The following is a 14,090-nucleotide window of genomic DNA, read 5'->3' on the forward strand; positions in this document are numbered from 1 at the left end:
TATGAACTTAAAATTTCTTAGAAGTGCAAAGATATCCTTAAAGCTTACCATCATTTATGCTTTTATGTTTTCTCTTATATTATTGGTACTTAGTTCAGTAACTTTATATGGAACTAAGTACTTTCTATATAAACAGGCAAATAAGCAAGTTCAAGAACTTACTGTCATAATAAAAAACAAGATTAATGAACAGCAAGAGCAACCTGACTTATATAGCAAAGAATTCTTTTTAGATATACCATCAAAGGAAAACATTTATATCAAGATATCAGACAAGGATGGAGCTATCATAAATCAATCTAGAAGAGTTAACTTTAATATAAAATCAAAGAGCATGGATGGTAAAACAAGGCGACTAGAGAAAAATGAGAAACATTTAATTTACTTAAATACCAGAGTTAAAAGTGCCTATGGTGTACTTTATATACAGGTAGTAAAAGATCTAGAAAATGAATACAGCTTTATGAAAATATTATTTATATTTATGGCAATTGCTGATTTCATAGGCATATTAGCTTCGCTTGCCTTTGGTTATATAATAAGTAAAAAGATGCTGATTCCTATAGATAAACTGACTAATACTGCTGAAAACATAAGCATTAACAACTTGAAGGAAAGAATAGAAGTAGAAGGACCAGATGATGAGCTGAGAAGGCTTGGAAATACCTTTAATAACATGATAGACAGGTTGCAGAAGGCTTTTGACAGCCAAGTGCAGTTTGTGTCTGATGCTTCTCACGAGTTAAGAACACCTATTGCTATAATCCAAGGCTATGCCAATCTTCTTGATAGGTGGGGGAAAGATGATAAGGAAGCCTTAGAAAAATCTATCTATGGCATAAAGCTTGAGGCTTCAAACATGGCAAATCTTATAGAGAAGCTGTTGTTCCTTGCTAAGGGTGACAGTTACACTCAAATAGTAGAAAAACAGTACTTTAAGATTAATGAATTGATAGAGGAGGTTGTGCAGGATACTAGGTTAATTGACGACGCTCATCTAATAAAAAATAGAGAGAATGCAGTAACGGAAGTATATGCAGATTATAAGCTACTGAAACAAATGTTAAGAATCTTTATTGAAAATAGCATAAAATTCACCCCACAAGGTGGATTTATATCAGTAGATTCTTTTGTAGAAAATGGCCAGCTGCAGATAAGTGTTACGGACACAGGTATAGGAATACCAGAAGAGGACATTAATAATATCTTTGATAGATTTTACACTGTAGATAAATCTAGGTCAAAGGAGAAGGGTGGAAGTGGATTAGGGCTTTCCATAGCAAGATGGATAGCAGAGGTGCATAACGCAAAAATTGAAATGCTTAGTGAAGAAGGAAGAGGTACAACTGTAATAGTAAAGTTGGATTTAAAAAACTAAATATTAATTTTAGTTAATAAGGTTATTCGTAGAGTTCAATATTAAAAGGTTGGGCTCTATTTTACTGTCTAGTAGCCATTCATGAAAACCAACTTTCAGAAAGCATAATGAAAAGGTTCTAATTTGTAGGCGTAAATTGGTCTATGAGGTAAGATTTATATAACATATAATTTTCTTTCTCGGTGAACATTATGAAAAGAGAGCTATCATCAAACTATTTGTGATTTGATGGCTTCTTAATTAATCAAGCTGAGGTGATGAATTTGAATAAAAAGTTTAGACCATGGATTTTTTCTTTAGTAATGATGCTCTCATTAAATTTATTATCTTCCTGTGCTCTACAAGAGAGACTGTATGATGTTCCTAAAGAGCCAGCAACACCAGACCCAAACACAGTAAATCTTGTGATAGATACCTTAAACTATAAGGATATGCCTAGAAACTTTAGAAAAACTACTGATTTGACCGTGCTGCAAAAAGATAAGACCATAGATGTGAAAGGCTTAGATAAGCTAAATATATCTGGAAGTCAGCAGTTTTCAGGCTTTAATCTTCCTCTTGTCATAAGTGGTATAAATACTAAGCTTCCTACTACAGTAATTGATTTAAGACAGGAATCTCATGGCTTTATAAATGACATCCCAGTGAGTTGGAAGAACTTAAAGAATGATGCTAATATTGGTATGACAAGGGAGCAAGTATTGGCAAGTGAAAAGAGTAAGCTTCAGAGTATTAAGCTCAATGTTCCAATTACTTTTTTTAATCATCCTAATATGCCAGTAACTCCAACTAAGGTTCAGGATGAAGAGCAACTAACAAAAGACAAAAATTTAAACTACATTAGAATCACTGTTACTGATGGTAAGATACCTACAAACGATATGGTGGATTACTTTATACAAGTAGTTAAGGATCAACCTAATGATACCTGGCTTCACTTCCACTGCAAGGAGGGTATAGGAAGAACCTCCACCTTCATGATAATGTATGATATGATGAAGAACTCAAAACAAGTTTCTTTTGATAATATAACAAAAAGACAATTAACCCTAGCAGGCTTTGATGAAAATGAAACAAGACTTTTCTATAATAAAGAGAGAACAGCTTTTTTACAAAACTTTTATAAATACTGCAATGAAAATAAAGATAACTTCAATATTAAATGGAGTGAGTGGATTAAGACTATTACTACTAGTAATAGTCCTTTTTCTAATTATGTAAAAAACACCTTAAAACCAAAACAACTTTATGTTATATCACAAGATCGCTTGTCAGAAGCTGAAAAAACTATGTTAGCTACACTTCAAGGAGTAGTTAATAGCCAATCTGCATATCAGATTTATATATTAAGTTCTAGTCAGCCAGATTATAGTTTATGGCTAAATGATCTCAAATCCAGTTATGGAGTAAACTTTAAAAATGTTTATGATCCTTGGGAGCTAGTACATATGTTTAAGGATTATGTAGAAGGTTATGTACTTTATAGCGGAGGTGACAACCCATCTATAAACAATGCCTGTTCTTTATGTGGATTAAAAAACTCTATTGCTGTGGATAAAAGTATTGAATATAAGGTAAAGCTTCACGGCATAACAAAGCTTAAGGGTGATTGCAGGAATACAAATGAAGCTTGGGCATATGAAAACTTGTGGAATAAAGGCTTAAACCATAGTTTAGTTATACAGCTTCAGCCTAGCAAAGCTTCAGTTCTAAGAGATTATGCCATAATGTCAAAGGCGCTAGTATTCTATGAAAATGATCCTAATACTACAAAGCTTAGAGAAAAAATATTTTCATCAATGGATAAAAATTCAGTATGCCTAGGTTGGGGACCAGATGAATTTGTTAATGTAAGCACAGCCTCTAAAAACGGAGTAAGTGTTGTGGCAGCAGATTGGTCTTACAATCTAACAGTTCTAAGTTCCTTCGACTCTAAACCCTTAATGCAGAAAGCTGAAGATAAGGAAATACCAAAAGAAGACAATGTCCATTATGTTACCTTTATGATGTCTGATGGTGATAATCAGCAGTGGAATCTTGGCTCCAATTATAACTCTCAAAAGTGGTTTGGTTCTACAAATAGAGGAAGGTTCCATATGGGATGGGGCATAAGTCCATCCATGTATTACTTAGCACCTACAGTGTTTAAAAAATATTATGACTGTGCTTCTAATAAACCCTTTGAGGATTATTTTATAGTTCCTCCTTCAGGTAATGGGTATATGTACCCAAGTAAGTTTGAAAAAAGCAGCTTGAAGTTATATTTACAGCAATTAGATAATTATATGAAAGACACTGATGAGAAATATATGGCAGTCATAGATGATGGTAGTTTTCATGACAATAGGCTTTGGAACAAGTTTACGGATAAGCCTCATATGAAAGGTATATTTTATTTAGATTATCATAGGCATGATAACTATCACGGAGAGATAATATGGTCTAAAAATAAACCAATAGTATCCTGCAGAGATTTGCTTTGGAGTGGCTTAGAAGATGAAAGCCAGTTAGTTAAAAATATTAATGATAGAGTTGAAAATGGTGAAACCAATGTGAAGGATCCTAAAGCCTACACCTTTGTATATGTTCATGCCTGGAGCAAGAGTATGAATGATGTGAGGTCTGCTATGGATATGTTAAATAAGAATCCAAAGGTAAGAGTAGTTAGTCCAAAGGTTTTCATGGAGACTATTGATAGGAATGTAAAAAGATGACCTTTTAAGACTCTAATCTAAAATACATTGGAATTTTAATGGTAGTGTGATATAATATGTAATTAAGTTACGTTTATATATAATAAGTTGTAACTTGCTTAAATAAGCCTAGCGTTTTAAGTTTATATAACCAATAAAAGGTTACTGGATGCTTACCAGTAACCTTTTATTTATTATTGAGAAAATAACTCTAAAAAGTAAAAAGCGTGCTATCTTCGACCACAGCACGTTTTTACTAACAACTTAAGATAATTTAACTTATAAAACCACAAAAGTTGTTTCCTTATGTTAACTATGGCATATTTTCAAGGAAAATAAACTTTAAATTAGTAAGCTATTTAGTGGGACTACTTAAGTTGTATGTTTATTTAATCATTTTAAGAACTGTACTAAATATATAAAACTTCACCAAAAATCAATTTTCAAAGCTCCTCTAGTTTCTGAGAGGAGAATTTGAGAATATAAGTTTTATTACGAAGTTATACAGCTACAACTAAGGTAAAGGAATTGTTTAGATAATAAGAATACTTAAATACTATTATAAATTGAAACTTTAGCAAAAACGCTTTACGATAAAGGCTCCAATAACTATGAGTAAATATACTGCTCCTAGGCATACTATTAAAGCACCAACCTCAACAGTTTTCACACCTAAAGCATATAAAATAAATAATCCAAGACCGATTCCTATTAAGACAATATATAATACAATTAGAAAGTATCTCTTTAAAATAGCTACATTTCGTTCATCGATAGGTGGAATATTGGTAGCGTTCTTTTTGGATATTAAGGAGATTATATTAGGTACAAGTAATCCTATGAGACTACCGCCTACAGAAGTTAGGGCTAAGGTGTTAAAATTTATATTAGATCTTATGCTTAATACGTAGGACACCACTAGTACTCCTGCTACAAAGATTACACCTAGATACAAATTTGCAAATAAACTAAGTTTTTTTGTTTTCATATAACTAATCCTCCTTACTATTCTTTTCTAAATAAAATAACTGCTCTATGGGTACATCAAAATAGTCAATCAATTTTAAGGCTAGCTCTAAGCTAGGATTGTATTTGTTTTTTTCTATGGCATTTATGGTCTGTCTTGTAATCCTAAGATCTTCGGCCATCTTTATCTGAGTTATTCCTCTTTTTTCTCTTATTTCTCTAATGTGGTTTATTACCTTCAAATAAAATCATCTCCTAGTAATGTAAAGATATCTTTACGTTAATTGTATTGCAAATAATTGGATGTGTAAAGATATCTTTACATTATTTTTGGATTTATATTTTAAACAACGCTATGATTAAATTAACAGGTACTTTAATAGAGCATAAAAAATAAATTAACTTGAGTTCTAAGAACTTTAAAGTCTTTAATGGCAGCGAAATATAAAAATTAGAAGCAAGGGGTAATATCTATGGTAGCTTCTATGAAATAAGTATTATTCATAAAATTAGTTCAGAATTTTGATGACTAGTAAGCAGCAATGTTATATTATTTATATGAAAGCAATAATTTGCCATGGATAGAGAAGCCTGATAGTACATCATTAATAAACACCTAATTAAGAAAAGCTTCTATCTGAACACATATTGGAAGCTGTGAATGAATATCTGAAGAATATCACTTAGGTAATTTTTCAAATGCACAAGCTTTATAAACACAAACAACACTTGAATGGAGAAATAATTATGGATAAAAAGAAGTGGGCGGCGGTAGCCTTCTCAGTGTCATTGATTATAGCTGCTGTAGCTTTATTGATTAATATGATTACTTTAACAAATAACAACAGAGCGATGATAAATGAACGTGGAGAAAAGATTCAGGCTAATATACTTGATTTATATTCTACAGTTAAGGATGCTGAGAAAGATTTAGCTAACAAGGATACTAAGAGTCTGCAAAGGGATTACTGGAAATTCAATGAGGCTGGAAAGCTAGACTTACCAAAGAAGTCGGTACCTGATTTCCTTTTGGGTTTGACAAGAGAGTATCAAGATCTAAATAGATTAAAGGATAGCAATGGATCTGACCAGCAGATGGCTGAGGCTATAGATCGAACTCAACTTAAGCTAGAGAAGCTTGAAGGGGCACTGAATATTATAATAGAGGATTGCAAGATAGATCCTGTAAAGTATTATTTTCTAGATAAAGAGGAGAATAAAGCTATGGAGAAGGCATTAAATATGCTGACTGAGAGTAATTCGTGAGCTTTGGGTTTTGTAATAATTAGATAGTATTATAATTTAAGTATGGTATTAATATTTATTTAAGACTAATTTGAGCCATAATTAAGCATTAAAAATACAAGCTATTCTTCATTGGATTCTGAGAAAACATTGCTACTAATAAAGGACTCGGTGGATAAGAAAACTCTTTACTCAATAAGAAAATAAGAAAGTCTTTGCTAGAACAACCTAGTAATATCAATTCTTTAGAAAAGCGTTTAGCAATTTAAAATGTCTTTTACAGATGGTTCATTTTAACTGGCTAAACGCTTTTAATTATAAATATATTATATATCATTTAATAAACTGAGTTGAACCGCAGAAACCTTCTGATGATAAGAGGGCATCTTTAAGGATATTCCATACTTGCTGCAGGCTTCTGATAAGCTGTAGTATAGCTTTTTAGCATTTCTCACAGAGCAGCTATACCTGTCTCCAAAGCTTTTCTCATATTTCATACGAAGCCCTGTAAAGCTCTTATCTAATCTTTTATAATAATAGTCTCTTTGTCTATCACGTAAGGACATTCCAAGCCAAGGAACTATATGTTTAACTCCATAATAACTTGCTTTGTTTACTATATCTAAAATATTTTCTTCAGTATCTTCTATAAAAGGCAAAATAGGCATCATGGTTATACTTGTGCATATTCCTAATTCAGAAAGCACTCCAAGTGCCTTAAGTCTTTCAGAGGAAGAGGGAGCACCAGGTTCTATTACTTTAGCTAGATTATCATCAGTAGTTGTAATAGTTATAGCCACAGAAGCATAGATTTTATTTATCTCTTCAAGCAAATCTATATCTCTTAGAATTAAACTGCTTTTTGTAGTTATGTGTACCGGATAGTTATATTCGGCAATTGCTTCTAAGCAACCACGGGTGATCATATAATCTTTTTCTGACTTGGTATAAGGATCACTCATAGCACCAGTACCTAAGCAGCCCTTCTTTCTTTTATTCTTAAGCTCTTTTTTTAGTATTTCTACAGAATTTCTCTTTACTATAAGCTCATCAAAGTTATCTATTCTATAACACATACTTCTTGAATCGCAATATATGCAGTGATGTTCACAACCTCTATAAGTATTAAAGGTATAATTAACTCCAAACCATCTACTAGGATTCTTACTGGCAGAAAGTAAAGTTTTTGCATCTATTTCTTTATGCATTTCAGTCCCTCCTAAAATAAACATACTAGCCTAGTTATTAGCTCTATATTCTATTCTAGTATACCTTAATTAATAAGACAGCTGTATGTCATAATAGGTCAAGGGGACGGACATAAAGCTGTGCATATTGTTTAAATAGATTTATTGGGAAAAAATAAAAAAAGATAAATATAGAAGTAATTAATGCTAGAAATAAAGATATAATAAAGACTATTTCTGTTTTTAAAATTGATATAGCTTTATTCCAAAGCTGATTTGTATTTATAAAATATCCTCAACACTTATATAGATTGACTATAAGCTTATTAATATTAAGCGAATTATAATTAAGTACCAACTCTCAGTTACATACCTATAATCTATCTAATCTTAGTAGTTATATGTACAACTTTTTTATAGTAAAAAGCTGTATACTGATTAATTAGTATACAGCCGCGTTTTATAAGTTGTTATAGATTGCTCCAAGCAGTGTTAGGTGTTAAATATGGATTTTGATTACCAGAGGTTGTGGTTGCACCAGTATTTACCCAATATCTTGAGCTACCAGATGTTGATGAAAATTGAATTGCAACTTTACCAGTATCTCCCCAAGCGCATAACCCAGCATCTCTTACATAAAATCCATTTCCACTTGGTATTTCACCAATATAATGTAAGTTATCATCATAATAATTTAGAGTCACTCTTGCAGTGTAATATCTAAGGCTTCCATTTTCAGGACTGAAATGTCTAGCAGCAGAAGTACCTCTAATATCACTAAGCACAAAGCCCTGTTTCCAATTTCCATCTGCTGCTACAAAATAGACACAGAATCCATAGAGCTCAGTCGGATATTGAAAGCCATCTGCTAGTACAAATTTCTCTCCAGGCCATATGGAACCTAAGTAATTCACCCCCACATATTTAGATTGATTTGGGTCCCATGTAAAGCTAGCATATACAGCTGATTTACTAGAACTATTGTTTATACACCAATATCCTCTTTCGTATGAATTGTCTAATGCAGTTGCCATAATAAATCCTCCTTGATTATATATTTTAAACACTTTTCATAAAGTAAAGAGATAAGATAGCTTAAAGTGTAAAGATATATACAAGTTTTATTTATAATAAAAATGAAAAGCTAGTACGAAGAGAACTTGATAACCAGTTGGCAGAAAGAAAAATAAGAATTTATAATTGAAGAAACTTATAGATTTGATTTTTAATTATAACCTAGCCAATATCAATATAAGAGGATTGTTCTAACAAATTTATAGGTTTATTAAAATGAATATGTGTAAACTAAGAAAATAATTTGTAATAACATTAAAATATGCGGTTTTATAGGGAAGAGATAGCATATAAGAATATATATATATAATATTAACAGATATACATTTACATAAGTTACTTTTTTTTCTCTATGTATAAAGAACCGATAATTTTTATATGAGAGGAGAATACTTATGGAGGGTGATATATTAAAGTTAATAGCTACTCAAGGTGCTTTTGCAATTTTGTTTAGTTATTTATTATTTTATGTATTAAAGGAAAACAGCAAAAGAGAAAGTAATTACCAAAGTATAGTTCAAGAATTAACAGAGCTATTACCACAAATTAAACAAGATGTAGAAGATATTAAGGAAAAGTTATTAAAATAGCTAATCTAAAAAGTCTTTTTAGTAAAGTAATTATAGAAAAGCATTTAAAATTAACATTAGATAAGTATGAATTAAGGCTATTAAAGGTTAAGGTTGGAGGCTGTGATGCCATCCAACCTTAATAAAATGTTGATTTAGAACATTAAAGTATCCGCCCATTGATATAATGAGTTAGTTTGCCAGATCTAATAAATATTCTTTACCATAAATATTAAACAGCATAATAATTGTAATCAACAATATGATTAATCATCTGATCATCAAATATCCATACTTCTGCTTTTAATAAATTGTCATTTATTAACTTTGCATCCTTAATTACGGCAATTGCAGCTCCTGTGGTTTGTGTCACCATTTTTGAAGTTCCATCTTGTACATTTAATGAGTAAATGGAGTTCCCCTGAAAACCCATCCCATATGCGTTTCCAACAATCACAAATAAAGTATTTGCTTTTCCATCAACAACTTTCAATGCACTAACTTGAGGATGTTCTAAGTTATTTCTATCTATAAATTTAAATTCCTTATACTTATTGGTTAAAGTATCTCTCACTAATACTGTAGCTGGGCCTTCTTCGTCTGCATACTCTCCCTTACCAACAATTGATGCTTCATAATTAGTGTTGCCTACTTTTTTTAATGGAGTACGCCAATCACTTTTTATACTATTTTCAGGATTGATTTCTTCAAAATATGTTTGACTATTCACTGTTACACTATTGCTAGTGTTTAGTCTAATCTCTTGTGCTTTAGCTGATACACCTGCATTAGTAATTGGCAACAAACAACAAATTACAAGTGCCTTTATTAGAAATTTTTTCATATTTTATACCTCTTTCCATAAATGTTTTTTACGAATAACATTATAACATATTATTTTACATTTAAATACAAAAAAGATAAAAAATATTAAATTTAGGAGTTGGTTATTGTGGGCTTTTATGAAATTATGTTAATATTTGTATAATATAGTGCTATTTAATAAAAATTAAGCGTGATAGATATGTGAAGCAGTTTCTTAAAGATAAAAATATATTGACAACATGACTCTATAGTCATATACTATGACTAAGGAGTCACATGACTGAGAAGTCATAAATATTTACGTAAATACAGGTGAGGAAATATGCCAAAGGAAACTTTTTTTAATCTTAATGAAGAGAAACAAGAGAAGGTGATGAGAGCTGCTGTAAGTGAGTTTTCCAACAATGGTTTTGAAAAGGCCAACATAGGAAGCATTGCGAAGAGTGCTTCAGTTGCCAAGGGAAGTATGTATCAGTACTTTGAAAATAAGAAGGAGCTGTTCATGTTTTCAGTGCAGTGGTCTGCTCAGCTTCTTATGGAAAAGTACGGCAACTATATAATAAATGTTGATGAAAACATAAATATATTTGATTACTTATATGAAAGTTCAAGAGATGTATGGGGACAGCTTAACGATGAAAGAGAGTTAATGATTTTTATTCAGGATGTATTTTTAGGTAAGTACAGTCACTTAACCAATGAATCAATGAGTTACATGATGAAGGTTTCTGATGAATATATGCTTAAGATAATAAGATCTGGGAAAAAGAATGGTTATATAAGAACGGATATAGACGATGAGATTATAGCGTTATTTATGACAGGGGTTTCTGTGAAGATGAAGGAGCACATGATGAATAGGGCCAGAGAGGCTGGAGAAGATATTATTGACGAAAGCTTTGATGTGATAGCGAAAGACCTTAAAAGTATGATTGAACTTCTAAAAAGCGGAGTTGGAACTAAATAAAACTTATATCATCTATAACAACTTAAATACAGCAGGATTATTAATTATAAGTGAAAAGCCAGCATTTTATTATATAGGCTTAGTGAGGTTACAAGTCTTATTATATAGGGAGGCATGAGAGAAATCATGTTTATAGAGATTACAAACTTAAAAAAGAGCTATGAGACAGGTGAAGTTGTAACGGAAGTGCTTAAGGGCGTAAGCATGACTTTAAATAAAGGAGAAATAGGGGTTATCCTTGGACCTTCTGGTTCAGGAAAATCCACTTTGCTAAATATAATAGGTGGGATAGATCGCAGTGATGCCGGTAAAGTCCTAGTGGACAGTGAAGATATCACAACCCTTAAGGATGATAAGCTTACAGATTATAGAAGAGATAAGATAGGCTTTATATTTCAGTTTTACAACCTCATTCCTAACCTTACTGTAGGGGAAAATATAGAGGTGGTATCTAATATAAGTGATAAACCTTTAAATACAGATGAAGTCCTTAAGGCTGTTGGAATGTTAGAAAAAAAGTATAGATTTCCAAAGGAATTAAGTGGTGGAGAGCAGCAAAGAGTGGCCATAGCTAGAGCAGTAGTGAAGAATCCAAAGCTGCTTTTATGTGATGAACCCACTGGTGCTTTAGATTTCACTACTTCAAGAGAAATCCTTAAGCTTTTGCAAAAGGTAAATAAAGAGTTTGGAACTACAATACTTATGATTACTCACAATGGTGCTATAAGCGATATGGCAAACAAGGTTTTTAAAGTTAGAAGTGGAGAAATAGTAGAGCAGTTTGAAAATGAAGTGATCTTGCCAGCAGAAAGGATTGAGTGGTAATGGTTATAAATAAAAAGATAAAAAGAACCATGCTAGAAAACAAATCTCAATACATTGGATCATTATTTTTAATTATCATAAGTTGCATGCTTTATACCATGTTTAACCAACTAACTAGCAGCATGAAAAGCATATCCTACTCCTTCGAAAAAAATTATTATCAAGAGGATGCCAGCTTTATAGCTGATAAGCAGCTTACTAATATAGCTGATTTAGAAACAAAGTTCAATATGCGTATGGAGCAGCAGAAAACCTTAGACTATAAGCTTTCAGAGGGCAATACTCTTAGGCTGTTTAGTGAGAATAAAAAGGTGAATTTGCCTGCTATAATTGAAGGCAATGCTTTGACCGGTGGAGATATAATAATTGATCCAGCCTATGCCAAGGCTAATGCTATAAAGGTTGGAGATAACATAACCATAGCTTCTAAGAGCTTTAAGGTGTCAGGCTTTATGTCATTGCCCAATTATATCTATGTAATAAAACAGGAAAGTGACATACTAAATGATCCAAAGAGCTTTGGTATAGCATCTATAAGCAAGGAAGACTTGAATAAGCTTTCTGGAGGAAATATTTCCTACGCAATAAGATTTAATGAGAGAGGAAATGTTGAAGCTAATATAGCAAAATTCAAAGCCTATTTAAAAGAGCAAAATATAATAGTGCTTAAGTGGAGTAATATAACTGATAATCCAAGGGTAACCTATGAAACTGCTAAGGTTCAGGGAATAGAGCAGATGAGTTCTTCAATGCCAATATTCATACTTCTTCTAACCTGCATACTTACCGGAATAGTTATATGGAGAATGCTTAAGAAGGAGTTTGCATCCATAGGAACTCTATATTCCTTTGGGTATAGAAAAAAAGAAATAATGAGGCATTATATAACCTTTCCTTTATCCATAGCTGTTGTTGGTGGAGTAATAGGAACTATACTAGGAGCACTTACTGTTAAGCCTATGTTGAAGGTTATGCTTAGCTATTTCAATATGCCAATGGGAAATATTCATTTTGATCTAAAATACGTGATTATAAGTATTATACTGCCAATAGTGTTTTTAGGGGTATGTGGCTACTTTGTAGTAAATAGAGCCCTAAAATATTCTCCTTTAGATTTAATGAGAGGTGGAGCAGAAAAGAATAAGGTAGGGTTTATTGAAAAGAGATTAAAGTTAGATAAGCTTAAGTTTTCCACTAAGTTTAAGGTAAGAGAACAGCTTAGAAGTATACCTAGAAGTATCTTCTTATTGCTAGGAATAACCTTTGCTACAATGCTTCTGCTTATGGGCTTTGTGATGAAGAGTTCTATGGATTACCTTGTTAAAGATACCTACGAGAATACTTATAAATATCAATACCAGTATCTATTCAATTCCTTACAGACAAAGGATACCTCAGGCGGAGAAGGCTTTTCTATATCTCCTTTTACCTTAAAGTCTGATGAAAAACAAAATCTTAGTGTATACGGAATAGCTGAAAACACTCAATATATCTATCTAAAGGATGAGAAGGGAGAAAAGCTTGATACTAGTAAGGTTTTAATAACTAAGCCTCTAGCAGATAAGTTAAAGCTTAAAACTGGTGATACTTTAAAGCTGATAAATAAGATTGACTCAAAGGAATACGATATAGCTGTAGACGGCATTGCAGATACCTATGTTGGTGAATATATTTATATGCCAATCAATAACTTTAACTCTATGCTAAGTTATCCAAAGGGAAGCTATATGGGAGTTTGGAGTAAGGATAATTTAAACATACCTGAAAGCAAGCTTTTAAGCACTGCGACTTTGGATGATTTCAAGAATGCCTTTGATGCCTTAACTAAGCCAATGCAAGCTTACGTTGGAGCTATAGCCTTCATGGCCTTTATCATAGGACTTATAGTTATCTATGTGGTTACTTCTTTAATAATAGAGGAGAATAAAGAGAACATTTCTCTTATGAAGGTCCTTGGCTATAAGAAGAAGGAAGTATACTCGCTGATACTAAATAGTTCTTCATTTATAGTGGTACTAGGCTATATAATTGGAATACCGCTACTACTTGCTTCAATAAATGAAATGATTAATTCAGCTAGCAAAAGCATGAACTTGGCATTTCCTATAAGGGTTAACTATATATATGCATTTATTGGATTTGTGGTAATCTACCTTACTTATGAGGTTTCAAAGGCCGTAAGCAGAAGAAAAGTAAACAGAATATCCATGACAGAAGCCTTGAAGTCTAGAGTAGAATAGAATCTTTAAATTAGGTTCTACTAAAAACGTGTTGAAATTAAGTGGTCAGTGATTCGATGCTTAGATGAGCTTACGCAAAGAATTAATATTATTGGATATATCAAAAAATAAAGGGGCTGTT

General features: G+C 32.0%; 12 protein-coding genes. 7 read left to right on the forward strand and 5 right to left on the reverse strand.

The genetic code is table 11. The features are described 5' to 3' along the window. The first annotated feature begins 1 nt into the window (after position 1). Together C1I91_RS01870 and C1I91_RS01875 are read left to right on the forward strand one after the other, a co-directional pair. Complete coding sequence (locus tag C1I91_RS01870; RefSeq protein WP_128210962.1) at positions 2–1,378, forward strand: HAMP domain-containing sensor histidine kinase; 1,377 nt, start codon at positions 2–4, stop codon at positions 1,376–1,378. Between the two features lie 263 nt (positions 1,379–1,641). Continuing rightward, the gene (locus tag C1I91_RS01875) at positions 1,642–4,092 is read left to right on the forward strand and encodes a GxGYxYP domain-containing protein (RefSeq protein ID WP_420808462.1); all 2,451 of its coding nucleotides are present in this window, start codon (positions 1,642–1,644) and stop codon (positions 4,090–4,092) included. A 553-nt stretch (positions 4,093–4,645) separates the two neighbouring features. Here C1I91_RS01875 and C1I91_RS01880 read toward each other — a convergent pair. After that, positions 4,646–5,059: a hypothetical protein gene (locus tag C1I91_RS01880; RefSeq protein ID WP_128210963.1), complete on the reverse strand. Its 414-nt coding sequence runs from the start codon at positions 5,057–5,059 to the stop codon at positions 4,646–4,648. A 4-nt stretch (positions 5,060–5,063) separates the two neighbouring features. Then, positions 5,064–5,279: a helix-turn-helix transcriptional regulator gene (locus C1I91_RS01885; protein ID WP_128210964.1), complete on the reverse strand. Its 216-nt coding sequence runs from the start codon at positions 5,277–5,279 to the stop codon at positions 5,064–5,066. A gap of 505 nt (positions 5,280–5,784) precedes the next feature. On the opposite strand from C1I91_RS01885, the gene C1I91_RS01890 reads away from it, so the two are divergent. Then, positions 5,785–6,303, forward strand: coding sequence for a hypothetical protein (locus C1I91_RS01890; protein WP_128210965.1), 519 nt, complete (start codon positions 5,785–5,787; stop codon positions 6,301–6,303). A gap of 305 nt (positions 6,304–6,608) precedes the next feature. Here C1I91_RS01890 and C1I91_RS01895 read toward each other — a convergent pair whose 3' ends face one another. After that, positions 6,609–7,490: an SPL family radical SAM protein gene (locus C1I91_RS01895; RefSeq protein WP_128210966.1), complete on the reverse strand. Its 882-nt coding sequence runs from the start codon at positions 7,488–7,490 to the stop codon at positions 6,609–6,611. A gap of 449 nt (positions 7,491–7,939) precedes the next feature. After that, on the reverse strand, positions 7,940–8,503 hold the full coding sequence (locus C1I91_RS01900; protein WP_128210967.1) for a hypothetical protein: 564 nt from the start codon (positions 8,501–8,503) through the stop codon (positions 7,940–7,942). A 435-nt stretch (positions 8,504–8,938) separates the two neighbouring features. Here C1I91_RS01900 and C1I91_RS01905 point away from each other — a divergent pair, with 435 nt between their 5' ends. Next, complete coding sequence (locus tag C1I91_RS01905; RefSeq protein WP_128210968.1) at positions 8,939–9,133, forward strand: BhlA/UviB family holin-like peptide; 195 nt, start codon at positions 8,939–8,941, stop codon at positions 9,131–9,133. Between the two features lie 211 nt (positions 9,134–9,344). Here the strand turns inward: C1I91_RS01905 and C1I91_RS01910 are convergent, their stop codons facing one another. Continuing rightward, complete coding sequence (locus C1I91_RS01910) at positions 9,345–9,956, reverse strand: DUF4652 domain-containing protein (protein WP_128210969.1); 612 nt, start codon at positions 9,954–9,956, stop codon at positions 9,345–9,347. Between the two features lie 303 nt (positions 9,957–10,259). Here C1I91_RS01910 and C1I91_RS01915 point away from each other — a divergent pair, with 303 nt between their 5' ends. The 3 genes from C1I91_RS01915 (at position 10,260) to C1I91_RS01925 (ending at position 13,969) form a co-directional block, all read left to right on the forward strand. After that, positions 10,260–10,904, forward strand: a complete 645-nt coding sequence (locus tag C1I91_RS01915; protein ID WP_128210970.1) for a TetR/AcrR family transcriptional regulator — start codon at positions 10,260–10,262, stop codon at positions 10,902–10,904. A gap of 126 nt (positions 10,905–11,030) precedes the next feature. Next, positions 11,031–11,729, forward strand: coding sequence for an ABC transporter ATP-binding protein (locus tag C1I91_RS01920; RefSeq protein ID WP_128210971.1), 699 nt, complete (start codon positions 11,031–11,033; stop codon positions 11,727–11,729). After that, positions 11,729–13,969, forward strand: coding sequence for an ABC transporter permease (locus C1I91_RS01925; RefSeq protein ID WP_128210972.1), 2,241 nt, complete (start codon positions 11,729–11,731; stop codon positions 13,967–13,969). The genes C1I91_RS01920 and C1I91_RS01925 overlap by 1 nt, the downstream gene beginning before the upstream one ends. Positions 13,970–14,090: the final 121 nt, after the last annotated feature.

Source organism: Clostridium manihotivorum, from assembly GCF_004015185.1.
Taxonomy (GTDB): domain Bacteria; phylum Bacillota; class Clostridia; order Clostridiales; family Clostridiaceae; genus Clostridium_AR; species Clostridium_AR manihotivorum.